The 25,451-nt window shown below is 39.3% G+C and carries 28 protein-coding genes and 1 other annotated feature; of the genes, 4 read left to right on the top strand and 24 right to left on the bottom strand.

Annotated features, from left to right (window positions below):
* Positions 1-57: 57 nt before the first annotated feature.
* The 3 genes from ACQ5H4_RS09825 to ACQ5H4_RS09815 form a co-directional block, all read right to left on the bottom strand.
* Positions 58-972, bottom strand: coding sequence for a cation diffusion facilitator family transporter (locus tag ACQ5H4_RS09825; RefSeq protein ID WP_430774763.1), 915 nt, complete (start codon positions 970-972; stop codon positions 58-60).
* Positions 973-1,072: 100 nt separating this feature from the next.
* Positions 1,073-3,337, bottom strand: a complete 2,265-nt coding sequence (gene secDF / locus ACQ5H4_RS09820) for a protein translocase subunit SecDF (RefSeq protein ID WP_430774762.1) — start codon at positions 3,335-3,337, stop codon at positions 1,073-1,075.
* Between the two features lie 124 nt (positions 3,338-3,461).
* A complete protein-coding gene (locus ACQ5H4_RS09815) occupies positions 3,462-3,758 on the bottom strand; it encodes a post-transcriptional regulator (protein WP_430774761.1) in 297 nt (98 codons plus the stop codon).
* 130 nt (positions 3,759-3,888) lie between these two features.
* Here ACQ5H4_RS09815 and spoVB point away from each other — a divergent pair, with 130 nt between their 5' ends.
* Positions 3,889-5,451 (top strand): stage V sporulation protein B, encoded by a 1,563-nt coding sequence (gene spoVB / locus ACQ5H4_RS09810; RefSeq protein WP_430774760.1) that lies wholly within the window; start codon positions 3,889-3,891, stop codon positions 5,449-5,451.
* Between the two features lie 19 nt (positions 5,452-5,470).
* Here the strand turns inward: spoVB and ACQ5H4_RS09805 are convergent, their stop codons facing one another.
* The gene (locus ACQ5H4_RS09805; protein ID WP_430774759.1) at positions 5,471-6,121 is read right to left on the bottom strand and encodes a DUF421 domain-containing protein; all 651 of its coding nucleotides are present in this window, start codon (positions 6,119-6,121) and stop codon (positions 5,471-5,473) included.
* An 89-nt stretch (positions 6,122-6,210) separates the two neighbouring features.
* Here ACQ5H4_RS09805 and ACQ5H4_RS09800 point away from each other — a divergent pair, with 89 nt between their 5' ends.
* Positions 6,211-6,660, top strand: coding sequence for a TIGR04086 family membrane protein (locus tag ACQ5H4_RS09800; RefSeq protein ID WP_430774758.1), 450 nt, complete (start codon positions 6,211-6,213; stop codon positions 6,658-6,660).
* A gap of 48 nt (positions 6,661-6,708) precedes the next feature.
* On the opposite strand, the gene yajC is transcribed toward ACQ5H4_RS09800, so the two are convergent.
* From yajC to nadB, 13 genes are all read right to left on the bottom strand, one after another.
* Complete coding sequence (gene yajC / locus ACQ5H4_RS09795) at positions 6,709-6,990, bottom strand: preprotein translocase subunit YajC (protein WP_430774757.1); 282 nt, start codon at positions 6,988-6,990, stop codon at positions 6,709-6,711.
* Positions 6,991-7,020: 30 nt separating this feature from the next.
* Positions 7,021-8,160 (bottom strand): tRNA guanosine(34) transglycosylase Tgt, encoded by a 1,140-nt coding sequence (gene tgt, locus ACQ5H4_RS09790; protein ID WP_391560266.1) that lies wholly within the window; start codon positions 8,158-8,160, stop codon positions 7,021-7,023.
* A 24-nt stretch (positions 8,161-8,184) separates the two neighbouring features.
* Positions 8,185-9,213, bottom strand: coding sequence for a tRNA preQ1(34) S-adenosylmethionine ribosyltransferase-isomerase QueA (gene queA / locus ACQ5H4_RS09785; protein WP_430774756.1), 1,029 nt, complete (start codon positions 9,211-9,213; stop codon positions 8,185-8,187).
* Between the two features lie 31 nt (positions 9,214-9,244).
* The gene (locus ACQ5H4_RS09780; protein ID WP_430774755.1) at positions 9,245-9,451 is read right to left on the bottom strand and encodes a DUF2905 domain-containing protein; all 207 of its coding nucleotides are present in this window, start codon (positions 9,449-9,451) and stop codon (positions 9,245-9,247) included.
* A complete protein-coding gene (gene ruvB, locus ACQ5H4_RS09775) occupies positions 9,448-10,449 on the bottom strand; it encodes a Holliday junction branch migration DNA helicase RuvB (protein WP_430774754.1) in 1,002 nt (333 codons plus the stop codon). The genes ACQ5H4_RS09780 and ruvB overlap by 4 nt, the downstream gene beginning before the upstream one ends.
* 24 nt (positions 10,450-10,473) lie before the next feature.
* Positions 10,474-11,085, bottom strand: coding sequence for a Holliday junction branch migration protein RuvA (gene ruvA, locus ACQ5H4_RS09770; RefSeq protein ID WP_430774753.1), 612 nt, complete (start codon positions 11,083-11,085; stop codon positions 10,474-10,476).
* A 109-nt stretch (positions 11,086-11,194) separates the two neighbouring features.
* Complete coding sequence (locus ACQ5H4_RS09765) at positions 11,195-11,716, bottom strand: BofC C-terminal domain-containing protein (protein ID WP_430774752.1); 522 nt, start codon at positions 11,714-11,716, stop codon at positions 11,195-11,197.
* 133 nt (positions 11,717-11,849) lie between these two features.
* On the bottom strand, positions 11,850-12,599 hold the full coding sequence (locus ACQ5H4_RS09760; protein WP_430774751.1) for a YhcN/YlaJ family sporulation lipoprotein: 750 nt from the start codon (positions 12,597-12,599) through the stop codon (positions 11,850-11,852).
* A gap of 93 nt (positions 12,600-12,692) precedes the next feature.
* Positions 12,693-13,679: a phosphotransferase gene (locus ACQ5H4_RS09755; RefSeq protein ID WP_430774750.1), complete on the bottom strand. Its 987-nt coding sequence runs from the start codon at positions 13,677-13,679 to the stop codon at positions 12,693-12,695.
* Positions 13,663-15,210, bottom strand: coding sequence for a SafA/ExsA family spore coat assembly protein (gene safA / locus ACQ5H4_RS09750; protein ID WP_430774749.1), 1,548 nt, complete (start codon positions 15,208-15,210; stop codon positions 13,663-13,665). The genes ACQ5H4_RS09755 and safA overlap by 17 nt, the downstream gene beginning before the upstream one ends.
* 158 nt (positions 15,211-15,368) lie before the next feature.
* Entirely contained in the window at positions 15,369-16,472 is a 1,104-nt protein-coding gene (gene nadA / locus ACQ5H4_RS09745) for a quinolinate synthase NadA (protein WP_430774748.1), read from the bottom strand.
* A gap of 22 nt (positions 16,473-16,494) precedes the next feature.
* Positions 16,495-17,331 (bottom strand): carboxylating nicotinate-nucleotide diphosphorylase, encoded by an 837-nt coding sequence (gene nadC / locus ACQ5H4_RS09740; RefSeq protein WP_430774747.1) that lies wholly within the window; start codon positions 17,329-17,331, stop codon positions 16,495-16,497.
* Positions 17,300-18,874 (bottom strand): L-aspartate oxidase, encoded by a 1,575-nt coding sequence (gene nadB, locus ACQ5H4_RS09735; RefSeq protein ID WP_430774746.1) that lies wholly within the window; start codon positions 18,872-18,874, stop codon positions 17,300-17,302. The genes nadC and nadB overlap by 32 nt, the downstream gene beginning before the upstream one ends.
* 106 nt (positions 18,875-18,980) lie before the next feature.
* On the opposite strand from nadB, the gene ACQ5H4_RS09730 reads away from it, so the two are divergent.
* A complete protein-coding gene (locus ACQ5H4_RS09730) occupies positions 18,981-20,138 on the top strand; it encodes an IscS subfamily cysteine desulfurase (RefSeq protein WP_430774745.1) in 1,158 nt (385 codons plus the stop codon).
* A gap of 32 nt (positions 20,139-20,170) precedes the next feature.
* Entirely contained in the window at positions 20,171-20,710 is a 540-nt protein-coding gene (locus tag ACQ5H4_RS09725) for a transcription repressor NadR (RefSeq protein ID WP_430774744.1), read from the top strand.
* A gap of 156 nt (positions 20,711-20,866) precedes the next feature.
* Here the strand turns inward: ACQ5H4_RS09725 and pheA are convergent, their stop codons facing one another.
* The 7 genes from pheA to rplU form a co-directional block, all read right to left on the bottom strand.
* Positions 20,867-21,721 carry a prephenate dehydratase gene (gene pheA / locus ACQ5H4_RS09720; RefSeq protein WP_430774743.1) on the bottom strand — a complete coding sequence of 285 codons (855 nt, stop codon included), beginning with the start codon at positions 21,719-21,721 and terminating at the stop codon, positions 20,867-20,869.
* Between the two features lie 98 nt (positions 21,722-21,819).
* Complete coding sequence (locus tag ACQ5H4_RS09715; protein WP_119709261.1) at positions 21,820-22,278, bottom strand: ACT domain-containing protein; 459 nt, start codon at positions 22,276-22,278, stop codon at positions 21,820-21,822.
* A 33-nt stretch (positions 22,279-22,311) separates the two neighbouring features.
* Positions 22,312-23,604, bottom strand: coding sequence for a GTPase ObgE (gene obgE, locus ACQ5H4_RS09710; protein WP_430774742.1), 1,293 nt, complete (start codon positions 23,602-23,604; stop codon positions 22,312-22,314).
* Positions 23,605-23,694: 90 nt separating this feature from the next.
* Positions 23,695-24,240: a Spo0B C-terminal domain-containing protein gene (locus tag ACQ5H4_RS09705; RefSeq protein WP_430774741.1), complete on the bottom strand. Its 546-nt coding sequence runs from the start codon at positions 24,238-24,240 to the stop codon at positions 23,695-23,697.
* Between the two features lie 134 nt (positions 24,241-24,374).
* Positions 24,375-24,665 carry a 50S ribosomal protein L27 gene (gene rpmA / locus ACQ5H4_RS09700; protein WP_160547636.1) on the bottom strand — a complete coding sequence of 97 codons (291 nt, stop codon included), beginning with the start codon at positions 24,663-24,665 and terminating at the stop codon, positions 24,375-24,377.
* Between the two features lie 14 nt (positions 24,666-24,679).
* A complete protein-coding gene (locus tag ACQ5H4_RS09695) occupies positions 24,680-25,012 on the bottom strand; it encodes a ribosomal-processing cysteine protease Prp (protein ID WP_430774740.1) in 333 nt (110 codons plus the stop codon).
* An 11-nt stretch (positions 25,013-25,023) separates the two neighbouring features.
* Positions 25,024-25,332 (bottom strand): 50S ribosomal protein L21, encoded by a 309-nt coding sequence (rplU, locus tag ACQ5H4_RS09690; RefSeq protein ID WP_391557273.1) that lies wholly within the window; start codon positions 25,330-25,332, stop codon positions 25,024-25,026.
* Positions 25,333-25,345: 13 nt separating this feature from the next.
* Positions 25,346-25,423 (bottom strand) — a sequence feature (ribosomal protein L21 leader region).
* Positions 25,424-25,451: the final 28 nt, after the last annotated feature.

The following is a 25,451-nucleotide window of genomic DNA, read 5'->3' as shown; positions in this document are numbered from 1 at the left end:
TGAAATGGTTTCCCCAGTTAGTAAATAAAAAAGCCCGCTTTTAAGCAGACTCTTCATTTAATCATAGGTATTGTCACTATTATCTGGATTGTAAGGATTGATATGTACAAACACATTTTCAACATGTCTTTCTTCCATAAGTTTTTGCTTTACCTTTTTCCCAACCCGGTGCCCTTCTTCGACTGTTATATAAGGATCGACAGATATTTTCAAATCAATAATCACATAGTGACCGTGTTCCCTTGCGTGTAGTTCATCAATCTTTTTAACCTCTGATATGCTTTCAACAATCTTTCGAAGTTCTATCGTATCCTCTTCATGTAGAACATGATCAAGGGCATTGTGAATCGATTCACTCCCCAGTTTCCATGCTAATTTTAATATAAGAATGGATACAAATAACCCTGCTACCGGATCTGCATATACGAGCCAGCCAATAGCAAGCTTTTCCCCTAAAATCGCACACCCAATCCCCACCAACGCAGCTAAAGACGAATACACATCTGACCTGTGATCATAAGCAGTTACAATTAAGGCATCACTGTTTAACTTCTTCCCCATCGAGAAGGTATAACGGTACATGGTCTCTTTAATGGCAATTGATACAATCACTGCCACAAGAGCAATTAGTTTAGGGGCTTCAATCGGCTGGAAAAACGCTTGAAAGGAGGATTTTCCAATCTCAAACCCAACTAAAACCAATAAAACGGCCACAATAATGGCTGCGATCGACTCCGCCTTGCCGTGTCCATATGGATGATCTTCATCTGGTGGTTGTTTAGCAGCACGCAGTCCTATAAAAACAGCTAAAGAGCCCGCCACATCTGAAGCCGAATTAACAGCGTCAGCAACTAAAGCCCGACTGTTTGCATACACACCAATTACCCATTTCAAAACAGCTAAAATTAAATTCCCGATAATCCCAATAATTGCTACAAATTCGGCTTTTTTAAATCGCTCTTGATTTTCCAATACTTAACTCTCCTTCAACCCATTCACTACCCATTAGTGTAACCAAAAAATCCTTTTCAAAAAGAGAAACCACAGAGAAATATTCCCTGTGGTTCTAGAATTAAACCTGTGGCTCGTCTGTTCTTTCTCTTTTTACTTTTTCAGTTATTAGAACTCCCTTTTGCTTAAGTTCTTTTGCTTTCATCACTAGCCATAGTTGAGCAGCGATAAAAATAGAGGAGTATACACCAACAACTAGTCCGATTAGCAACGCTAATGAGAAATTAAGAATGGAGGAACTTCCAAATAGCAGTAAAGCAACAACGGCAATAACTACAGTTAAGACCGTATTTACTGATCTTCCTAATGTTTGACGTAAACTACTATTTACAACGTCAGCAAGTTCTTCATAAGTTTTAATTCTCTTTTTCTTAGCCAAGTTTTCTCTCATTCGGTCAAATGTTACGATTGTGTCATTGATTGAGTAACCGACAATGGTTAAGACGGCTGCAATAAACGTTAAATCTACCTCTAGTCTTGTAAAACTAAACAAAACAATAATGAAGAAAACATCATGTAAGAGAGCGACAATTGCAGCAAGAGCCATTCTCCACTCAAAACGAATCGATACATAGAGAATAATTCCAATGGATGCTATCGCTACAGCAATCATTGCATTTTTAGCTAACTCTTTTCCAACCACTGGGGAAACCGTGCTGATATTAGGATCAGAACCGTATAATTCTTTAAAGTGTGCTTTAAGCTCAGCAATTTCTTCCTTTGGTAATACACCTAAAAAGCGAACCACGGCAACGTCATTATTGTCTCCAGACATGACAATATTTTCAGCTTCAAGATCAAATTTCGCAAACTCATGTTTTAACTGTTCAATTTCAATTGGTTTATCGGACGGTACTTCCACCCTCGTTCCACTTGCAAAGTCAATTCCTAGATTGAGCTTAAACAAGATTAGAACGACCAGTCCGACTGAGAATAATACACCTGAAATGGTAAAGATGATTTTATGATTTTTCACAAAATCCCATCGATCGAATCTTGTAGGTAAATCAATGGCATCATAACCTTCAGAAATATCTTTCATATCTTTCTTTCTTACACCGAGCCAAGTAGGGCGCTTACTTAGGAAACCGCTTTTCACCCACAAACCTAGCAATAGACGAGATGCAAAAACAGCAGTAATAAAGCTTCCTAAAATCGAGATAATTAACATCGTTGCAAACCCTTTAACAGAGCTTGTTCCATAGAAAAATAGTACTCCAGCGGCAATAATGGTCGTGATGTTCGAGTCAAAAATAGTCCAAAACGCACCTTTACTACCCACTTCATAAGCCGACTTAACCGTTCTTCCAACCTTTAGTTCTTCCTTAATTCTCTCATACGTAATGATGTTCGCATCTACAGCCATACCCACCCCGAGGATTAGAGCTGCTATTCCTGGTAGTGTTAACACTCCATTCATCCAATCGAAGATCAGGAGAATTAGGTAAATATAAAGAGAGAGTGTAATAACAGCAATAAATCCAGGGAAACGATAATAGAAAAGCATGAATAAGAAGATGACACTAATTCCTACGATTCCAGCAAACACCGTCTCATTTAGTGCTTCTTCCCCAAATTGAGCACCAACAGAGGTTGAATACACTTCGGTAAGCTGAACAGGAAGTGCTCCCGCATTTAACAAAGAAGCCAACGTCTTTGCTTCTTCTAATTCAAAATTCCCGACAATGGAAACGGTATCTTGATTAAACACTTGATTTACATTTGGATTGGACAGAAATTTTGGTTCTTCCTTGGCAAGTTCTGCTTGGTAAGAATCTTCCCCTTCTTCAAAATCTAACCAGATAATTAATTGATTTTGAGGAGCCATTCCAACAATTTCTTGTGTCACTTCTCGAAATTTATCCGCACTCTTTAACTGTAAAGAGATGCTCGGTTGGTTGTTTTCATCAAAGGTTTGCTTCGCACCACCCTCAACTAAATCCGTACCATCCATCATGATTTCATCATTAGCATTTCGGAACGTTAAATTCGCCTCTGTCGAAAGAATTTCACGAGCTTGGTCCTGGTCAGATACACCGGCAAGCTGAACACGAATCCGATTATCACCTTCAATTTGAATGACCGGCTCACTTACCCCAAGTACGTTAATTCGATTATCTAATGCCTCTACCGTACTATTTAAAACTTCCTGGTCAATTTTTTGCCCTTTTTTAGCAGGTTCCACTTCGTAGAGGACTTCAAATCCTCCTTGAAGGTCCAATCCTAGTTTTATATTTTTTAAAATACTATTCGTAGTTGTCCCAATTGTACTTGCAAAAAGAAGCAGCAATAACAAAAAGGCCACAATTCTACTGCGTTTGACCATTATGTATAAATCCTCCTTAACATTGTAACCCAGGCAAGGTAACACCATGATACCTGCTTGTTTTTTCTATTCTAATATTATGAAACAGTTAGGAAATTGTGTCAATTTATGGACAAGTATGTACTTATTTCAATAGTTCCCTTCTTTCTTCCTCATTCGCAAGTGAAAATTCATCCGACTTAAATGCTTCAACAGTCGCGTAATTCATATATTCTCCTACATTTACAGAAAGAATATCTGAGACTAACTCATAGATCTTAACGTCCTCCTTCGGTTTTCTCCACTTCTTCTTACTTAAGAACTCCCAAAGACTATCTTGACTAATCTTCCCATATCCAAGAAGAAAAAATTCTTCCATCTTACTAATTAATGCTGGGTGTACTTCTTTACGAAAACGATCGTAATTATGGCCGATTTCCATATCGAGCCGCCTCCTAATACTAGAGTATAAAATATAGAGAAATTTATAAGACCTTGTCATGCTTTGTCCACATAGGTGCATATAGTTAATTGTATATGATTATACCTATTTTGAGAAGGCAGGTAGCGAGATGTCAAAGTTTTTAAAAGGAACAATAATTTTGTTAGTTGCCGGCTTTGTGACAAGAGTTCTTGGTTTTATTAATAGGATTGTGATTGCAAGGTTTATAGGCGAAGAAGGTGTTGGATTATATATGATGGCCTTTCCGACACTTATTCTTGTTGTCACTCTCACACAACTAGGCCTACCGGTGGCTATTTCAAAAAATATAGCAGAAGCAGAGGCGAAAGGTGATACAAAGAAAATAAAACAAATACTTATTGTTTCTTTGGCAACAACCTTTACTTTATCCCTCATCTTTACTCCTGCTCTATTTATACTTGCACCGTACTTATCAGAAACTCTTTTTACAGATCCACGCACACATTTACCATTGCTCGCGATTGCTCCAATCATACCGATCGTTGCACTTTCTTCTGTGCTAAGAGGATATTTCCAAGGCAGACAAAATATGAAACCTTCTGCTATTTCACAAGTGATCGAACAAGCGGCTAGAATCACATTGATTGCGGTATTAACAAGTATGTTTATGCCATATGGAGTAGAATACGCAGCAGCAGGAGCCATGGTTGCATCTGTAATTGGAGAGCTTATCTCATTGATTTATCTGGTTACTTCATTTAAGCTCAAGAAACAATTTCGAGTTAGAAAGAAATTTTTCAAGCATGTGCAAGAAGGAAAATCAACATTTCATGAACTGATGGGCGTTGCTTTACCAACGTTAGGAAGTAGGATGATTGGTTCCATTGCGTGGTTTTTTGAACCGATAGTCGTCTCACATAGCTTAGCTATTGCTGGTGTTGCCGCCATTACTGCAACAAAGCAATATGGAGCATTAACAGGCTTTGCTATGCCGCTTTTACTCTTGCCATCGTTTATTACTTTATCGCTGTCCACGTCGCTCGTTCCGGCAATCAGTGAGGCAAATTCGCAGAATAATAAAAAGCTGATTGAATATCGACTACAACAAGCACTACGCTTTGCTTTTTTGACAGGTGGATTATCGGTTGTGATACTCTATGTTTTAGCTGAACCCCTTATGGAGGTCATGTATGGATCTTCTAGCGGAGCGTACTTTATTCAAATCATGGCACCATTCTTCCTCTTCTATTACTATCAAGGACCATTACAAGCTACTCTGCAAGCACTGGATCTAGCAAGGGCCGCTATGATTAACTCGCTCTTTGGGTCTGTTGTAAAAACAGCTGTTATATTTTTATTAGCTAGTCAGCCAAGCTTTGGTATTAAAGGGGCAGCGTTAGGGATTGTATTCGGCTTTTTAGTGGTGACTCTCCTCCATTTTGCAACGGTTCTAAAGAAAATTTCTTTCACCTTTTATATTTGGGATTATTTACTAACTTTTGCTAGTATGGGCGTTTCTGGATGGGCTGGTTTATCCTCCTATAATTACTTCAAAGGGGACTTGCCATTATCACTTAACGTGATCGTAAGCTGTGCGGCCATTACTATCTCCTATACACTACTTATTATCATTGCTGGGCAAATTAAAAGAGAAGAAATGATCCGAGTGCCTTTCATTGGGAATGTGTTGTCAAAACTAATTTTGCGTTAAAAAAGAGGTGATCGATTGCTCACCTCTTTTTTGCATCTATCATATCTACAAAAAATTTCCCATCTTGATAGCTGCAAAAGGAAATTTCTTTTACTTGAGTATATCCCAGTTTCTTTAGTTCCTGAAGAAGCCAAAATTTATTTTTCTCTATACGTTGTAAATTACTTTCTTGAACCTCCCCATCCAATATTAACGGGATGGTAATTCCCCCTTTATTTTGGCTTTTCTCATAAACAGATAGCTTTCCTGATGTTTCAAGTATCGCAAATTCTACATCAGCAATATTACGAATATCCTTATCTCTTAGCTGCAAAAGTAGATCATCGAAATTGTAGCGTTGTTTTCTCATTTCATGTTCATCGATTTTTCCGTTGTTAATTATGATGGAAGGCTTTCCGTCTAACATATCTCTAATCTTTTTACTTTTTAAGGAAAAAAAGGCCAAGGTGATTTGAATAATCATGAGTACAGCCATCGGCAAAATATTATTCACTATTGTTTCTTCTGGCTTTTCGATGCCGACGACCGCTATCTCTGCGATCATAATATAGACAACCAAATCTAATACGTTTAACTCTCCAAGCTCTCTCTTCCCCATTAGTCGAAAAATAATAGAAATCACTCCGTATAAGAGAATTGTACGAATAACAATTAAAAAATATTGATCCAAAAGAACCGCTCCCTTTAAGTTCATTCCTTTTTATTGTTTGCAAATCTGCAGAAAACATGAACAAAATGTGATTCTATTTAGAAAAACTCATGAATATGCTTGTACTAAGCAATTACTGCAAAAGTATTAGAAGGGAGAGGGGTCCAATCGAAGAATCGAAAAATTTTGGCAATGCCGTACTATACGGGGTCATAACTGTATTTTTATTTGCAATTGTTAGTTCGGTTATATTTTCCTTAATTCTCCGATTTACACCAACTAGCGAATCTTCATTACAATTTGTTATTACTGGTGTTTCATTTATCACTTTGTTTTTTGGTGGGTTCGTATCAGGGGGAAAAGGGAAACAAAAAGGCTGGCTAGTTGGAGGCCTCACTGGCATTGTTTACACCACAATCATTTTTTTATTCCAATTTTTAGGAATGGATAGTTTGTTTTCTTTTGAAGAAATCGTTTATCATGTTTGCTATATTTTAACAGCCATGATGGGTGGAATTTTAGGTGTTAATATAAGTACCACATCTAAAAGAACTGCATAATACGCAATAAAAGAGGCAAACCCGTTAAGGTCTGCCTCTTTTTATGTGTTATGCATTTGCTACAGAGCTAGATTCAAGCACTTCTCTAATAGCAGCGCGGTCGTATGTAAGACGACTTCCATCACCACATTTAATAACTACCTTGCCTTCGTCTAATGCATCGACTGTTCCGTGTAGGCCACCAATCGTCACGATTTTATCCCCTTTTTTCAGGTCGCTTTGCATTTTCGAAACCGCCTTTTGACGCTTTTGCTGTGGACGAATTAACAGGAAGTAAAATAATGCAAACATTAGGATTAATGGACCTAATGTACCTAATAGTCCTTCCATTGTCTAACCTCCTTTCAATGTCTTATCAATTTAGAAGTTTTTTGCATTCGGCTGATTAAAGCCATACTGTTCAAAAAATTCTTCTCTGAAGTCCCCTAAGCGATCTTCTCGGATTGCTTGTCTGACATTCTCCATTAATTTTAACAGAAAATATAAGTTATGGTAAGTTGTAAGTCTTATTCCGAACGTTTCATCACAACGAATCAAGTGACGAATATAGGCACGAGAATAGTTTTTGCAAGTGTAGCAATCACAATTTGGATCAAGTGGTCCAAAATCTCTTGCATACTTCGCATTCTTTACAACCAATCTACCTTCACTCGTCATCAATGTTCCGTTTCTAGCTATTCTAGTTGGTAAAACACAATCAAACATATCAATTCCTCGAATAGCCCCATCGATTAGAGAATCTGGAGAACCTACTCCCATTAAATATCTTGGCTTATTCGATGGTAATAGAGGGGTTGTGAACTCTAGAACTCGATTCATAATATCCTTCGGTTCACCAACAGATAGACCACCAACTGCATATCCTGGGAAGTCGAGAGAAACAAGGTCACGTGCACTTTGTTTCCGAAGTTCCTCGTATTCCCCACCTTGTACAATACCGAATAGTCCTTGATCCTCTGGACGTTGATGCGCACTTAAGCATCTTTCTGCCCAACGCGATGTACGTTCGACCGATTTCTGCATATACTCATACGTAGCAGGGAATGGTGGACATTCATCAAAGGCCATCATGATATCCGAGCCTAATGCATTTTGAATTTCCATTGCTTTTTCTGGTGATAAGAAGAGCTTGTCGCCGTTTAAATGATTTCTGAAATGAACTCCCTCTTCCTCAATCTGGCGAAACTTACTTAGAGAAAATACTTGGAATCCACCAGAGTCAGTTAAAATGGCCCGATCCCAGTTCATAAACTTGTGTAGCCCACCAGCCTCTTTAATAATCTCATGTCCAGGTCGAAGCCATAGATGATAAGTATTACTTAAAATAATCCCTGCCCCCATCTGAACAAGTTCTTCTGGTGACATCGTTTTTACCGTTGCAAGTGTTCCTACCGGCATAAAGACAGGTGTGTCAAATGAGCCATGTGGTGTGTGTACTCTGCCTAATCTTGCCCCTGTCTGTTTACATGTCTTTATTAATTCGTATCGAATAGCCGTCAAAAATAGTCAACTCCTAGTAAGTAATTAAACAATAAGCATCGCATCGCCAAAACTAAAGAAACGATACTTTTCGGTTACTGCTGTTTCATATGCGTGAATGACATTTTCTCTTCCTGCAAGTGCACTTACAAGCATGATTAATGTGGATTTTGGAAGATGGAAATTTGTTATCATTCCATCAATTCCTTGAAATGTATATCCAGGAAAAATAAAAATATCGGTCCATCCACTTTCAGCGACAAACTCGCCGTTATGTTTCGATGCGATCGTCTCTAATGTTCTTGTGGAGGTAGTTCCAACTGAAATGATTCGTCCACCTTGATTTTTTACATCATTTAGTAATCGAGCGGTTCCTTCTGACATCTGATAGAACTCGGCATGCATATCATGTTCTAAAATATCGTCTACACTGACAGGTCGGAATGTCCCTAATCCAACATGGAGTGTAATAAAGGCGATATGAACCCCACGTGAGCGAATTTCTTCTAAAAGCTCTTCTGTGAAATGAAGACCCGCAGTGGGAGCTGCAGCGGAACCACGTTCCTTAGCAAATACGGTTTGATATCGTTCGCGATCCTCTAATTGTTCTTTTATGTAAGGGGGCAGTGGCATTTCACCTAATTGCTCTAATACCTCATAAAAAATACCTTCATAGTTAAATTCAAGCGTTCTACCTCCGTGCTCGGATTCCCCTACACACAGGGCCGTTAAAAGTCCATTTCCAAATGAAATAACTGTACCTTCTTTTACCCTTTTCGCTGGCTTTACTAAAGTTTCCCAACGATCTCCATCCAACTGCTTTAGAAGTAATACTTCAATCTTGGCACCCGTTTCCTTTTTTTCACCGAATAATCTCGCAGGCAAGACTCTCGTATCATTTAAAACTAGGCAATCTCCTGGCCTAATGTACTCTACTATATTTTTAAATATAGTATGCTTTAACTTTCCATTTTCCTTGTCTAATACCATTAGTCTACTGCTTGTTCGTTCCTCTAATGGCGTTTGTGCAATGAGTTCCTCTGGTAAATGAAAATCAAATAAGTCTACTTTCATGCTGTTTCACCCTTCTTAAACACTACTTATATTAACGAAATTTCCCTAAAAAGTAAAAAATTGCAGATAAAATAATACTAACAAGAATAGAGGTAACAATAGGGAAATACACAGTCGTGTTTCCCTTTTTCACAATAATATCGCCTGGAAGCCTACCGATTTGTATAAACTGCATGAGAAAGCCCATAACAAAAATGATTGCCCCTATTGTCATAAGAATCTTTGGAACACCAGTCATTCTGTTGGTACCTCCATATTAAAATGCTTATAAACGAGATTCGTAACAATTCGTCCTCTTGGAGTTCTTTGAAGAAATCCTATTTGAAGTAAATACGGTTCATATACATCCTCAATCGTATGTGATTCCTCTCCAATTGTTGCTGCAATTGTATCTAATCCAACAGGTCCTCCTCTAAACTTCTCGATGATACCCTTTAATAGTTTATGATCAATATGATCCAAACCTAATGGGTCTACCTGAAGAAGTTGTAAGGAGTAAACGGCTAATGAAAGGTCAATCATTCCATTGCCTTTAACTTGAGCAAAATCTCTAACTCGTCTGAGCAGGCGATTCGCAATACGCGGTGTCCCTCTTGAACGCTTGGCAATTTCTAAAGCCGCATCTTTTGTAATTTCTACTTGGAACACTTCACCTGTTCGTAATACGATATCCATCAGCTGATCTTCTTTATAATATTCTAATCTGCTTAAAACTCCAAATCGATCCCGAAGTGGAGCTGAAAGAGAACCTGCTCTAGTTGTGGCACCAACAAGTGTAAATGGTGGTAAATCAAGTCTTACAGACCTCGCAGTTGCCCCTTTTCCAATCACGATGTCAAGACAAAAATCTTCCATGGCTGGATATAATACTTCTTCTATAGCTCTTGGAAGTCGGTGAATTTCATCGATAAATAATATATCACCAGGTTCAAGTGCTGTTAAAATGGCCGCTAGATCTCCTGGCCTTTCAATTGCTGGGCCTGCTGTTGTACGGATATTAACTCCCATTTCATTAGCAATAATGGTTGCTAATGTCGTTTTCCCTAATCCTGGGGGTCCGTATAAGAGAACATGATCAAGCGTTTCTTGACGTATTTTAGCAGCCTCAATAAATATTTCTAAATTCTCTTTTACTTTCGTTTGACCGATATATTGTTTTAATGTTAACGGGCGTAAGCTTTGTTCGAATGATAAATCTTGAACATCTGCCTCACCAGAAATAATCCGATCGTCCAATACTCACTCACCCTTTTTCCAACTCTATTTTAAAAGAAGCTGCAGAGCTTTTTTAATATATTGCTCTGTTTCTAGTGTTTCCACTTCAAGCTTCGGTGTAATTTTCTTTATTTCTTTTTCAGAATAACCAAGCGATAATAATGCTAACATCGCTTCTTCAAGTGCCAGATTTGAATTCTTCGGTTGTTCCACATGTACTTCTTCATTAAATAAATTAGGATAATAATCTGGAAGTGCTTGTTGAAGTTTCCCCTTCAAGTCTAAGATCATTTGTCTTGCTGTTTTCTTTCCTACCCCTGGGAATTTCACTAAAAAAGCTTCATCCTCATCTTCAATTGCTTGAACCACTTGTTCTGGTACGCCAGACGCTAATATGGCTAACGCTCCTTTTGGCCCAATTCCCGATACATTCAGGAGCTTGGTGAAGAGAATTTTTTCTTCCCTTGATGAAAAACCGTATAAAGCGATCAAATCTTCTCTTACATAATGATAAGTAAAAATTCGCATCGCTTGGTTAATATGTTTTGAAAAGCTGAAAGGGTTTGGCGTAGATACTTGGTATCCAATGCCTCCTGCCTCTACAACAATATATTCAGGTCCAATAAATTCGACCGTTCCTTTTATGTAATCATACATGTCACTAAAACTCCTCTAATTTTGCTGTACCTCATTGTATCACAAATATGTTAGTATATGCCTCTAAATGTAAGATGAAAAATGCAAAAAGGAACCGATTCCGGTTCCTTTAATTCGCTTGTTTTTCCTGAACAGTATAATTTTTAAACGTTTCAAGAACTTCGACATACCGATCTTTATTCCTAATCGGTATTCCTTCCTTTAGTTCTTCATGTCTCGTACTTTCTAATTTTCCAATATCCAATTGAAAAAAGGATTGAATAATATTATATTTTTGTGGTTTTCCATAATAGATCGTTAGTACACCATCGTCTGTAATTCCGAAGTAGCCATTAGCTTTTAATAGTGGAGAAATGTCGTCTACATGCTTACGGAACACGACAGATTGGTCATCCATATCCACGACCTGCCATTGATCATATTTTGACCAAAACTGTTCCATTGACCAAATCTTCTCCTCCATTTGCTCCTCACTAACTTCTCCGTCTAAATACACTCGTTCAAGAATCACCCTGACTTCAATGGGTTCTAATCTTGGTGTAGTTTTTGAATCTTCAGCTAGGACATAGTTTGTATGAAAAACGAATACGAGAAGAAATATCCCTAAACAACCGAGCCATTTGGTTCTCATAATGATCACCTCGTTTGAAAGTTACAATAAAGAGCTAATTTCATGATTTCATTTATATAATGACCATTTTTTTCAAATTTATGCCCATTAACGCACGAAAGAGTTGATCATTTGGATCAACTCTTTCGAAATCCTATTCTTTTCCCTGAATTCGGGCCTTTAATGTTCGAAACATTCCTTTTATATCTGCATCAATGGTCTCGCGTGGACCACCATCACGCAAGTCATTATCAATATTTCTGATCCTGCTAAATGTTCCTTCATCCGTCACTACCTGTACCGATCTTCCTCTAAGATAGGGTTGAACCGCTCTTGTGATATCTGCCTTTGTTTCCACATCACGATCGTAGTTTGTTAAATCAACTGCGATTAATACATTGCTCCCATATACCACGGAACGAACATCTTCCACATTGGGAACCTTCGCCGTAACATCACCTATTTTTTCTGCTAAATCTCCTTCATACGCTGTGTAATAGGAGCTTCTTGCTTTACGGGTTTGATCATCTAAATGCCCATGATAATTGGCATCAGCATGACTATAACGGTTATCTTTCTCAAAGAAATTTTTATCCTGTTTAGCTCGAGGGACTGTAGGATTAGCAGGATTACCCGCATCATCTTTTTGCATTAAATGCTGTCTTCGATTCTCTCTGCTTCTCTGTCCTTCCTCACCGAGAGAGTGATCCATTATTTCTACCAATGGACCATCATTTTCATTGTAAATCCTTGCATTTCCACCACCGTTATGATTTTCATTCGAGTAGTATCCAAATGGTTGGCTTATTTCCTGATTACCATTGGTTGCTTCATCCTGGCTACAACCAGCTAAACTAAAGGTTAAGGCAGCAGTGATTGGAAGTAAAACAAGTTTTTTACTCAAGCGAATAACCCCCTCCGCTTATTTGAGAGCATGATCATGCTCATTTATAGGGTGTGAGGGTTTTAGCTTTTTAATCCTGACAGTTACGACCAATTACTCTTCAAGTAAAAGCTTTACCTGCTCTACAAAGCTTTGCCGATCAAAAAATTGCCGTACAGTAAGATCCAGTACCTGTCTTACTTGAAATGTACTTGAATATTGACGAGCTTTAATAAGTCGATTCCATTCCCGAAAGATATCTGTTGGAAATATTAAAGCATACAAAAATCCACGATTATTTAAAAATGGTTCTATTTGTTCGTATTCAGTAAGATCATGTAAAGACCATTCAAGACTCGGCAGGATACGATTGCAATATTGTAAGTAATCACAAGCTGGACTACCGATTGAAACTAAGTCGAAATCAATGATATATAGTTCTGAGTCTATACCACGAATAAAGTTGTGGTGTGCTAAATCGCCATGAAGAATCACTTGATCATGGTTGTTCAAAAATGAATTTTCTAACTCAAGTCCCTTTAAGGAAAAATCGGCCCATTCCATCATTTCATTTAGTATTTCTTGCTGCACAAAAAATTTAATAATGGATAAATTATTAATAAAACGAGCTGCACGTTCTCTCCATTTCAATATAAGATTATATTCTTTTAGTACCGTTTGATACCTTCTTGAAAGCTTACCTGTAGTCTGATGAAATTCTTCAAGGAGACGAAGCCCATCTTTTCTTTCTTCTTTCGACTCATAAGAAAAAGGACTGCTGGAGGATAGTGGTATGTGCTCAAGACATCCGTAATACGTACCGTCTAAGTAAAGTGGTGATTCCTTTTCGAGGTTTTGAAAAATGTATGAGTACTGAAACCCTTCTTGTCTTAAAGATGAAGCAAAAGCGTTTTGGATCTGGAGTTTTCTTAAATGACTAAACCCCTTTAAAATAACAAGTTGATTACTCGTTTGTAGCAGATAAACATTCTTCCTTATTGGTTGAATGGATTCAATTGGAGTGACGAGCTCTTCCTGTAAATAGGAGAAGAGACGATTTAGAGTTAAATCGTCTCCACTAATATTATTCTTCATTTCCATCGTTTGTATTTTGACCTCTTGGCATTCCAAATGCTGATGGTCCGTACCCATAGGGATTCATATATGGCGGCTGTGCCATGGGTTGCCCGTAGGATGGAGCATACACTGGTGGCATTCCTGGGGCAAAGCCTGATCCCATTCCATAAGGGGTCATAGCAGGCCCTCCACATCCACAATCATCCTGTACGCCTTGTACGGCTGGAGCTGGATAATTTGGTGTTAAAGGCATTTGGTGATTGCCCATACTCGGTGATTCCATTTGATCCATTACCCCTTGCACTTGTGGCATTGGGCTATATGGCATTTGTTGTGGCATACCCATAGATGGATAACCTGGTGGGTAGTATCCTGGTCCAGGCATTACTGGTCCACAAGGAAATAATGGTGCAGGATATGGTGGATAAGGATACATTGGAGCTTGGTACATTGGAGTATCTTGAACTCCAGCAACTTCTGTTGGCATTAATGGCATTTGGGCATCCTGCGCACCCATCACTTGACTTGGCATCATCGGCATTTGGGCATCCTGCGCACCCATCACTTGACCTGGCATCATCGGCATTTGGGCATCCTGCGCACCCATCACTTGACCTGGCATCATTGGCATTTGCGGCATAAACGATGATGATTCATCATCGAACGGTTGCATGCCCATTCCCGGAACTCCTGGCATCATTCCATACGGCATAGTTGGCATTGCAGGCGCACCTGTCATTGCACCTTGAACCTGAGGATATGGTGCTTGAGGAGCAAAACCTGTTGGCTGACCAAATCCTGGATTAGCTTGTGGATAAGGAAAGAAATTTTGTGGGTACATTGGATTCATTGGATTCATGGGTTCGTAACCCCCTCCTTGAGTATAGTTTGGAACGTCAGTATTGGCCTCTGGCAGTGGTTTCACACCTTTAATTGGCTTCACTTCCGACAATGGTTTTACCTCTGGTAAAGGCTTCATTTCCGCTGGAAGCTGTTTGGGTTGCATTGGAAATTGTGGTGCTGGTTGAGATTTAAATTCGGCAGGTGCCACTTGTTTTGGATTTACCTCTGCTTTAACTGGTTTCGGTGGCTTCGGTACTGGCTTTGCAGGTTGTTGCGGTTGTACAGATAAATTCGCCATATTCATCATATAATAGTTGTTTATATCAATTTCAGGCATCATTGGCTGTGGCATTTTAGGCTTGAACGGCTTCTTTGGAGCCTCAGCAATTGGTTCGATTTGCTCCTCCATCTTTGGCGGTTGTTCAATCGGCATTTCTTTTTTAGGCGCTTCTTTTGGTGCAAGAGCAATTGGCTGTTCTTTAGGCATCTCTTTTTTTGTACCCATATTTATTTTCGCTTCCGGCTTTCCAGTGATAGGTGCTTCTTTCTTTATCATTCCACCACCGGTTGGTACTTTGATTTTCATACCGGGCATGATCATATCAGGGTTACTGAGCTGCGTATTCATTTTTTTCAGCTCTTCAAAATTCACGCCGTACTTCTTGGCGATCTTCCAAAGAGTATCCCCTTTCTGTACGATATGGATTTTCACTCTGATTTCCCTCCTATGCGTAAGTCCATATATTGTATGTCGGAGTGGGCAAATTGCTAACAATCTACATAAAAACTTATGAATTTTTCAAAAAGAATATGAATTGTCCCCTTTTTTCTCACAAAAAAACCTCCAAATGATTGGAGGTCTATAGCTTTTTAGGATTGGTCGAGCATTCTTGTTAGAGCAAGCTTTGCATACTCCGCAATTTCAGCCTCAACCTTAATGACATTATGGAGTTCATCTTGTTCTATACTTTCCAACGCCCATAACAAATGGGGTAAATCAATACGATTCATGGTGAGACACGGACACATATGCGGGTTTAAAGATACGATTTGTTTATCTGGATGTTCCTGAATAATTCGATTCACTAAATTCATCTCCGTTCCAATCGCCCAAGCAGAACCGGGAGATGATGCCTCAATTTGCTGAATAATATAATTCGTCGAACCAGCTAAGTCAGATAACTCCACTACCTCACGTTTACACTCTGGGTGAACAATAATTTTCATATCAGGGTTATTAGAACGTATATCCGCAATGTTTTGAACGGTAAAGTTCTCATGAACAGAGCAATGCCCCTTCCATAAAATCACCTTTACTTCTTCTATATCTCCTTCGTATTGTAAAGTATTGGAGATAGGATCCCAAACCGCCATTTTGTCTAACGGTACTCCTAAATTAAAAGCGGTATTTCTCCCTAAATGCTGGTCAGGAAGAAATAAAATCCGATCCTTTTGGGTAAACGCCCATTTGACCATATGTTCAGCATTGGACGAAGTAACTGTTGCCCCACCATGTTTTCCAACAAAAGACTTAATGGCCGCAGTGGAATTCACATAGGTTAAGGGAAGAATGGTATCATCAAATACAGCCTGTAGCTCTGCCCATGCCCTTTCCGTTTGGTAAATATCGGCCATATCTGCCATTGAACACCCAGCTCGCATATCAGGCAGTATCACTTTTTGTATATCATTGGTTAAAATATCCGCCGTTTCTGCCATAAAGTGAACGCCGCAAAACACAATATATTCCGCTTCTTGATTCTCTGCAGAAAGCTGGGCAAGCTTTAATGAATCTCCCGTATCATCTGCAAATTGGATTACTTCATCTTTTTGATAATGATGCCCAGGGATATATAGTTTGTTTCCTAATCTTTCTTTAATGGCTCGAACTCGGTCTTCCATTTCATCCTTCGTAAGTTCTTTGTATCGATCAGGCAAAAGCTTATTTTTTTCAACCACTTCAAATAAATTCATCCCATTTCATCCTCTCTCTCTCTTACTTCACATGTACTTTCGCACTAATATCTATTGATTGAATCGTATGTGTTAAAAAGCCTAATGAAATAACATTGACTCCCGTATGCTTGTACGTATACAGGTTCTCTAACGTAATACCACCAGAAGCTTCCGTTACGATTCCGTTTGGAACTAAAGTGATCCACTCTTTGATTTCATCAGGTGTACGATTATCAAACATAATTACATCAGCACCAGCTTCAATCGCCTCTAGAAGCTGCTCTTTCGATTCAATTTCCACTTCAATTTTAACCATATGTCCTAAATTGGATTTTACTTTTTCCACCGCTTTTGAAATGGATCCTGCAAAAGCAATATGATTGTCTTTAATCATTACTCCATCGTATAAACCAAAGCGGTGGTTAAAACCTCCACCACATCGAACCGCATATTTTTCAAGCATTCGAAGACCTGGTGTCGTTTTTCGAGTATCTACAATTCTAGTAGAAGTAGAATCCACTATATTTACAGCTTCTTTAGTTCGAGTAGCAATTCCACTCATTCGCTGAACGAGGTTAAGTACCACTCTTTCCCCCTTTAATAACGTAGTTACTTGACCAGTTATGGTTACTAACTTCTGGCCTTTTTCAAACCGTTCTCCATCCCTTACTTCCAGATCAAAAACCACATCAGTATCTAGAAGGGTGAATCCAGTTCGGATGATCTCTTCCCCACAGAATATGCCATTCTCTTTCGCAATAAACACAAGTTCCCCTTGCTCATCATCGCCAAAAATCAGCTCACTTGTTGTATCTCTCTCCCCAATATCCTCCAGGAAAAATTGCTCAATTTGTAAACGCAGCTTTAGTTTGTTCATAGGAATATCCCTGCTCCTGTTCATGTTTTAAAATGATTTTCTTCTCTAACCAGCCGCTATCTTCGAATGGAAAATCCTCACGGAAATGCCCACCTCGGCTCTCTTGTCGAAGAAGTGCTGATTTCGTAACTAACCAAGCGGTTATTAACATAAAAATCACTTGGATGTCTTCCTTTGATTTTTCATCGATTGAATAACTAATCAGCTCTTGTATTTGGAAGCTCTCTAGCCAAGCTAAATGCTGTTGTAGAGCTTTCTTATTTCTTACAATCCCTGCATGTTTCATCATATTTGCCTGTATAACTGTCTTATCCGGTAGAGACATTGCTCTCACCTCCCCTGAACTTCTTTCGAAAAAGGAAGATAAAGATGAATCCTGTTTTCCTTCATGATTAATTAAACCGGCAAGCCTCTTCCCGAAAAAAAGACCTTCTAATAAGGAGTTACTAGCTAATCGGTTGGCACCGTGTATTCCTGTGCAAGCTACCTCGCCAATTGCATATAGGTTATGAACACTTGTACGTCCATAATGATCGGTTTTCACGCCGCCCATTAAAAAATGGCAGCCTGGCACAACCGGAATAAGACCTTTTGAAAGATTCACTTGATTCTCCTCACACATTTTTGTTATGGTTGGGAATTTTTCAGTAAAATCTTTTATCTTACGAATATCTAAAAATACTTGCTCACCTGCTTGCAAATAATCAAATATGGTTTGTGACACAATATGTCTTGGTGCTAGGTCTTCCATGGGATGTACATTTTTCATAATTCTTGTTCCATCCTGTAAAGTTAAAAATGCCCCTTCGCCGCGAACTGCCTCCGAGACTAGTCCTTGACACTTCCCTTCAATAAACAAAAGAGTTGGGTGGAATTGAATAAATTCTAAATCTGCTACTTCCGCACCTGCACGGTATGCTAGTGCAATTCCATCCCCGACTACTGTTTCTGCATTAGAAGTAAAACTATAAATTTGACCAAGTCCTCCTGTTGCTAGAACAACATGGTTTGCAAGAAAAACTTTTGTCTCTCCATGTTTATTTTTAGCTTTTACCCCGATACACTTTCCATCTATAACCAACAACTCATAAACAACCATTTCTTCGATTATTTGTATGTGCATCGTTTCCTTTAATAAATAATTCATTACATTTTTCCCTGTTGCATCGCCACCGCTATGAACAATTCGATGATGACTATGTGCACCTTCCAATCCAAGCAGTAAACCGCCATCTTTTGCTCGGTCAAAGGTACATCCATCACAAACCATTTCTTTTATTAGGTCTGGAGCCATTGCTGTCATTTCTTTCACTAGCTCACGATCATTCGTGTACCTTCCTGCCTCCAACGAATCAAGATAATGTTTGTCCGGATGGTCTTCCATAGCTATTGCAGCAGCTATGCCACCCTGAGCAAGATTTGAATTTCCATCTGTCACTTCTGACTTTGTGAGAATAATCACATTCATATCACAGCTAAGCTTCTTTGCCAATTGCAAAGCAGCCACTCCACTTCCAATAATTAAAACATCGGAGTGTATCATTTTATCACCATCCGTATTTTACAGGTGTCTTGACACTTATATTTACATACAATTACAATTATGACAAGTGTTTTATGAAGGAAATATAGTAGTTTGGGGGATGAAAATGAAATATTTTGATTATGCCGCAACTTGTCCACTGGACCCTGAAGCTGCGTCAGCATTTGTTAAAGCATCAACTGAGTATTATGGAAATTCTCAAAGCCTACATGATATAGGGAGTCGTGCATCCACCTTACTTGAAGGCTGCAGAGAGGAGATTGCAAGATTACTAGGTGTAAAGAAAGAAGGAGTTTATTTTACCAGCGGAGGTTCTGAAGGGAATTTTCTTGCAATTCAATCGCTTTTATCGCAATCATCAAAAAAAGGAAAGCATATTATTACGAATATTGCTGAACATTCCTCTATCCATTCCTCCTTAAAAATGTTAAAAGGTTATGAGATAACTGAATTGCCCTTAATGGATAATGGAAGGATTGATGTGCAGGAGTTTCAATCCGCTATTCGTGGTGATACCGTACTTGCTTGTATCCAACATGTTAATTCTGAGATTGGAACGATACAGCCACTAAATGAAATTGGTGCGGTTTGTAAGGAAAATGGCATTCTCCTACACAGTGACTGTGTACAATCCTTTGGGAAGTTGGATGTAAAAACGATTTCTCCATTCGTAGATAGCCTTGCGATTTCAGGTCATAAAATATATGGACCTAAAGGGATTGGTGCACTATATGTTTCACCATCCATTCCATTTGATTCATATTATCCAAATACGTCACATGAGCGTGGAATGAGACCAGGAACAGTGAATATTCCTGCCATTGTTAGCATGGTTACAGCCGCTAGTAAACATATAGGAAACTTAACTCATCATCATGACCACATGAAATCATTACGTAAAGAGTTTCTATTCCATCTAATGGACGTAAGAGATGAACTCATTATTCATGGAAATGTAGATGACCAGCTACCATCCATCCTAGGTCTTCGAATAAAAGGACTTGAAGGTCAATGGGTAATGCTAGAGGCTAACCGTAAAGGGTACGCAATCTCTACTGGAAGTGCCTGCCAAGTGGGACGGACTACCCCCTCCAAAACGATGCTTGCACTAGGGATAAATGATAAGTCAGCAAAAGAGTTCATCCGTATATCGTTCGGGGTTCATACAACTGAAGCGGATGTGAAAGGATTGGCTCAAACCATTATTGCAATTATCCAAGAAGCACCACAGCGTGATAATCAAATAACAAGTATGGTAAAATAACCGTAGTGTTGACAATAAGGGAGACGTTTAAAATGAGTGAGAAAAAGATATTAGGAGAAAACCGTCGTGAGCTCATTCTTGAATGGCTTAAATCAAGTGGTGCACCGATTACTGGAGGGGAACTCTCAACAAGAACAAATGTTAGCAGACAAGTAATTGTTGGGGACATTACACTTTTAAAGGCAAAAGGTGAGCCAATTATGGCCACGAGCCAGGGCTATTTATATCTCTCCAATCAAGTGAACGATGCTCCTATTTACCGAACCATTGCCTGTTCACATCCACCTGAGCAAGCAGAAGAAGAACTAAATTTGCTCGTTGATCATGGAGTTACTGTTAAAGATGTAAGAATTGAACATCCAATATATGGTGATTTGACGGCATCCATCATGGTGTCAAATCGTAGAGAAGTAAAGCAATTCTTAGAAAAGATGCAATCAACCAAATCCTCCTACCTCTCAGAGTTAACAGGAGGCATTCATATTCACACCATCTCCGCTCCATCTGAACAAATCCTTGATCAAGTCGAAGAAGCACTGGACAAAGCTGGTTTTCTCATTGATCGAAAATAAAAAAACCTAGTTGCTCGTTAAAGCAACTAGGTTTTTTGTCCAGCTCCAGCGCCTAGCCCCTCGGGGTCATAAGCCAAATCTCTCCAGAAGGCAGGCCTTCCTGCGTGATTCGTCTTATGCTTGTCGGGGCTTAGCAAGGCGCTTCCGCTTTTCTTTTTATCCAATTTCATGATAATACGGATAGCTGCCAAGCACCGATACACTACAACCTAGCGCTTCTAGTTCGGCAATTGCACCTGGGATCAGAACTTCGTCCATCTTTTCCTCAATATCAATGATAAAAAAATAATTTCCAAGTCCCGTCTTCATTGGACGAGACTCGATTTTTGATAAATTTAATTTTCTCCATGCAAAAGCAGATAGCACTTGATGTAAAGCACCTGACCGGTCCGTAGGTAATGTGACCATTACTGTCGTTTTATAACCTTTGATATCAATGGTTTTTGGCTGAAGTGGGATGTTTTTCTTTGATAGAACGATAAATCTTGTATGGTTAAAGTCGTAGTCGTGAATATTATCTTTTGCAACAGCTAGTCCATATTCTAGAGCAGCTAGTTGATTCGCAATAGCGGCTACGTTTTCATCCGGATGTTCGATAATATACTTCGCTGCAGCAGCTGTGCTCGTTGCATTCTCACAAGGTACGCCTTTTAATGATCCGTGAAGGAACTTATGACATTGAGCAATGGCATGCGGATGGCTTAATACTTTTGTTACCTCCTGCCATCTCTCTTTCACAGATGGATGTACAAGTAAATGCTGCTTTACTGGAGTTGTAACCTCAGCAATAATCGGTAAGTTAATTTCATGAATTAAATAATCCAATGTAATATTTACCGATCCTTCTAACGTATTTTCAAGCGGAACAACCGTAACGTCAACTTCTTCCTCCATTACTGCATCTAAGCAATCCGGAATTGTGGCATAAGGAATTCGCTCCTCGTGAGGAAACATTTCTCTTGTCACTAAATCAGTAAACGTGGCTCTTGGTCCTAAAAATGCTACTTTCAATCTTCTCTCTCCTTTGTACCACAATCCATATCTCTCTTTTTATCACTTTATCACTTTAAACAAAATAAGTATACAAATGAAAAACAGGGCTGAAGCAATTATGCTCCTGACCCTAGTACTTCAACCTTTTCTACAAATTCCATCCTACGTAATCGTGCAAGCAGTTCTTCAATCTCAATAGCCATATCCGTCGTATTTAAAGATAGCGTTACGTTGGCCCTACCTTGAAGTGGGATTGTCTGATGAATAGTCAATACGTTACAACCAGATGATGCTACCACACCAAGCAGCTGTGAAAGCGTACCCGAACGATCTTCGAGATGAAAAAACAAGGTTATTAGCCGTTCTTTGACAATCGTGTGGAAAGGAAAGACTGTGTCTCTATATTTGTAAAAGGCACTGCGGCTTAAGTCGACCTTTTGAACCGCATCCCACACAGACTCAACCTTCCCACGTTCAAGCATTTCCTTTGCATCGAGAGTTTTTTTCATCGCTTCAGGTAGCACATCTTCACGCACTAAGTAAAACTTCTTGTCTAATATATCTTCTTCTTTCATTTCCCCCACCCCCAGGTAAAGCGCTACGAAATACTAATCTAAAAATTCGAATTCATAATCCATAAGTCTTACTGTATCACCATTTTTTGCTCCTCTTTCTCTTAACGCTTCATCGACTCCCATACCGCGTAGCTGGCGAGCAAATCGTTTGATCGACTCGTCTCTAGAGAAATCAGTCATCTTAAACAATCGTTCCACTGCATGTCCTGAAACAACAAAGGCTCCATCCGGATCTCTCGAAATCACGAACTCTGTCTGCTCTGCTTCATGTTTGTAAAGCACGCGGTGTATTCCAGTACTCTCAAGCTCTTCTTCATGAAGTGGAAATTCAGGAGTTTGTTCAATTTTGTCAGCAACCGCAAAAAGTAAATCTCTAAGTCCCTGGCGCGTAATTGCTGATATTGGGAAGATGGGATATTCATCTGTTAATTTTTCTTTAAAGGATTTCAAATTTTCTTCAGCTTCTGGCATATCCATCTTATTGGCTACGATGATCTGTGGTCTTTCAGTTAAACGTAAATTATACTCCTGCAACTCCTTATTGATCGTTACGTAATCCTCATAAGGATCTCTTCCTTCTGTTGCAGCCATATCAATTACATGAACGATCACCCTTGTTCTTTCAATATGTCGCAGAAACTGATGACCAAGCCCTACACCGGAATGAGCGCCTTCAATTAGTCCAGGCAGATCAGCCATTACAAAGCTTCTTCCATCTTCTGTCTCGACCATTCCAAGGTTCGGAACAATCGTTGTAAAATGATACTCAGCAATTTTCGGTTTTGCAGAAGAAACGACAGACAGTAATGTTGACTTTCCAACGCTAGGGAAGCCCACCAATCCAACATCAGCTAGAAGCTTGAGCTCGAGAATTACATCTCTTTCCTGCCCTGGTTCACCATGTTCAGATAATTCAGGTGCTGGATTAGCAGGTGTAGCGAATCGCGAATTTCCTCTACCGCCTCGACCACCTCTAGCAATAATTGCACGTTGTCCATGTTCAACTAAATCGCCAATAATTTCATTTGTTTCTGCATCTTTTACGACAGTCCCTGGTGGTACTTTAACAATCATATCTTTCGAATTTTTACCATGCTGATTTTTGGACATCCCATGCTCACCACGGGGAGCTTTAAAATGCCTTTGGTATCTAAAATCCATTAGCGTTCGTAAGCCTTCTTCAACCTCAAAAACCACATCTGCACCTTTCCCGCCGTCACCTCCAGCAGGTCCACCCTTTGGTACATATTTTTCACGGCGGAATGCTACCATCCCGTTTCCACCGTCTCCACCCTTTACGTATATCTTTACCTGATCTACAAACATCGTAAATCCTCCCGTCTGTCCTATGTTGTTGCTCTATAGTAATGAGCCTGATAGAAGTTGTCATCACATGACGAGAATCGAATGATCCAATTATTCCTCATATGGTAAGAATACCTGTAACGAAAATTCCTGTTCCGAACATTCATGAACGATTACTTCTATTAATGTTTCTTTTCTTTCAAAAAATTCTACAAGTCCTGTCCTATTTTTTATTATTCCTCTAAAATCAAAAAAGAAACAGGCTGCCTTTTGTTGTCTGTCGATCGTGATTGATAGATGATTCTCAGCAAACTCCTGAACCGTTTGCTGTAAACACTCAAAAAATAAGGTTATCCAGTTCAAAGCAACAGTGTCATTAATTATGTTTTGGTTGTCGGTAGATGCCTCGAGCACTTCATAATCTACCTGAAAAGAGAAGTTGTTCCAGTTGCAGGTAAGAAAGAGGGCAGCAAGCTGTGGTGTATGTAATTGAGAGAGACGAGCCTCATTTTGTGCCTCAATAACAATTTCCTGAATGATTTCGTTTACCCTGTCGTATTTATGTAAAGATAAGTTACCTTTTATGAGCTGTACTTTATTTAACCAATCGTGACGAGAGTGACTCAGCAACTCAACCGTCGTCCAATCCTTATTCATGTCATGCACTCCTGTACCAATTCGTTATCAGTCAGAAAACTGCTTGTTTTTAGTATAGCAAAAAAGAAAACCTTGGTAATAGCTTTATGATTAAAAAAACTCTAACCTAAAGGTTAGAGTTTTTTCTAAAAGAATTAAGCTTCTTGAGCTACAGGGTATACGCTCACTTGCTTACGGTCACGTCCTAGGCGTTCGAATTTAACTACTCCGTCCACTTTCGCGAATAGAGTGTCATCTCCACCCTTACCAACGTTCACACCTGGATAAATCTTTGTGCCACGTTGACGGTAAAGGATTGAACCACCAGATACGAATTGACCATCTGCACGCTTAGCACCAAGGCGCTTAGCATGTGAATCACGACCGTTCTTTGTAGAACCTACTCCCTTTTTAGAAGCGAAAAACTGAAGATCTAATCTTAACATTATTGTTCCACCTCCTACTTTTTGAAGGTAATTTTTACATATTTCCCGTAATCTCTCTCAATCGTTTGTAATGACACGACCATGCCTTCAAGCAATAGCTGTACCTTCTCCTGTATGTCCGTAGAGAGATTAGTCGGAATCACACAGCGGAGAAAGCCACCATCTCCTTGCTCAATTTCGGGTTCAACACCTGTTAACGCAATAACTGAGTTAATAGCACCGAATGAAACGGCAGAGACACCGGCACAGACGATATCGTCCCCTCGGTTAGCAAAGAGAGCATGACCACTCAATGTAAACGACTTTATGTGTCCAGATTCAGTACGATAAATCGTCGTTTGAATCATCTTAGACCGCCTTATGCGTTGATTTTTTCAATGACAACTTTTGTGTATGGTTGACGATGACCTTGCTTTTTGCGTTGGTTCTTCTTCGCCTTGTACTTGAAAACAATGATCTTCTTAGCGCGACCTTGCTTTTCAACTTTAGCTGTAACCGTAGCACCCTCAACAACTGGGCTTCCTACCTTTACGCTTTCTCCACCAACGAATAAAACCTTGTCAAATGTAACAGTTTCGCCTGCTTCAGCGTTTAGCTTTTCAATGTAGATAGTTTGTCCTTCTTCTACCTTTACTTGCTTTCCGCCTGTTTCAATAATTGCGTACATGAACTGCACCTCCTTATAAACTAAGACTCGCCATCACAGGCGCTTTTCTAACGAAAGACTTATAACCTGATCTGCGCGGTTGTAGCACGGGTGCTACAAACATAACATAAACGATATTA

The sequence above is a fragment of the Bacillus coreaensis genome (genome assembly GCF_050586445.1).
GTDB lineage: Bacteria > Bacillota > Bacilli > Bacillales > Cytobacillaceae > Robertmurraya_A > Robertmurraya_A coreaensis.
Note: the sequence above shows the minus strand (reverse complement) of the source record. Positions and strands in the feature narration are given on the sequence as shown.

Coding starts and splice junctions, on each gene's coding strand:
- ACQ5H4_RS09765 (WP_430774752.1), bottom strand. CDS start 11,716: ATGAGAACCAAATGGCTCGGTTGTTTAGGGATATTTCTTCTCGTATTC.
- ruvA (WP_430774753.1), bottom strand. CDS start 11,085: ATGTATGATTACATAAAAGGAACGGTCGAATTTATTGGACCTGAATAT.
- nadC (WP_430774747.1), bottom strand. CDS start 17,331: ATGAACAAACTAAAGCTGCGTTTACAAATTGAGCAATTTTTCCTGGAG.
- ACQ5H4_RS09780 (WP_430774755.1), bottom strand. CDS start 9,451: ATGACTGGTGTTCCAAAGATTCTTATGACAATAGGGGCAATCATTTTT.
- spoVB (WP_430774760.1), top strand. CDS start 3,889: ATGTCAAAGTTTTTAAAAGGAACAATAATTTTGTTAGTTGCCGGCTTT.
- yajC (WP_430774757.1), bottom strand. CDS start 6,990: ATGGAAGGACTATTAGGTACATTAGGTCCATTAATCCTAATGTTTGCA.
- ACQ5H4_RS09705 (WP_430774741.1), bottom strand. CDS start 24,240: ATGAATAAGGATTGGACGACGGTTGAGTTGCTGAGTCACTCTCGTCAC.
- obgE (WP_430774742.1), bottom strand. CDS start 23,604: ATGTTTGTAGATCAGGTAAAGATATACGTAAAGGGTGGAGACGGTGGA.
- ACQ5H4_RS09730 (WP_430774745.1), top strand. CDS start 18,981: ATGAAATATTTTGATTATGCCGCAACTTGTCCACTGGACCCTGAAGCT.
- secDF (WP_430774762.1), bottom strand. CDS start 3,337: ATGGTCAAACGCAGTAGAATTGTGGCCTTTTTGTTATTGCTGCTTCTT.
- nadB (WP_430774746.1), bottom strand. CDS start 18,874: ATGATACACTCCGATGTTTTAATTATTGGAAGTGGAGTGGCTGCTTTG.
- queA (WP_430774756.1), bottom strand. CDS start 9,213: ATGAAAGTAGACTTATTTGATTTTCATTTACCAGAGGAACTCATTGCA.
- rpmA (WP_160547636.1), bottom strand. CDS start 24,665: ATGTTAAGATTAGATCTTCAGTTTTTCGCTTCTAAAAAGGGAGTAGGT.
- nadA (WP_430774748.1), bottom strand. CDS start 16,472: ATGAATTTATTTGAAGTGGTTGAAAAAAATAAGCTTTTGCCTGATCGA.
- ACQ5H4_RS09800 (WP_430774758.1), top strand. CDS start 6,211: ATGAATATGCTTGTACTAAGCAATTACTGCAAAAGTATTAGAAGGGAG.
- ACQ5H4_RS09695 (WP_430774740.1), bottom strand. CDS start 25,012: ATGATTCAAACGACGATTTATCGTACTGAATCTGGACACATAAAGTCG.
- ACQ5H4_RS09725 (WP_430774744.1), top strand. CDS start 20,171: ATGAGTGAGAAAAAGATATTAGGAGAAAACCGTCGTGAGCTCATTCTT.
- rplU (WP_391557273.1), bottom strand. CDS start 25,332: ATGTACGCAATTATTGAAACAGGCGGAAAGCAAGTAAAGGTAGAAGAA.
- ACQ5H4_RS09815 (WP_430774761.1), bottom strand. CDS start 3,758: ATGGAAATCGGCCATAATTACGATCGTTTTCGTAAAGAAGTACACCCA.
- ACQ5H4_RS09755 (WP_430774750.1), bottom strand. CDS start 13,679: ATGGAAATGAAGAATAATATTAGTGGAGACGATTTAACTCTAAATCGT.
- ACQ5H4_RS09715 (WP_119709261.1), bottom strand. CDS start 22,278: ATGAAAGAAGAAGATATATTAGACAAGAAGTTTTACTTAGTGCGTGAA.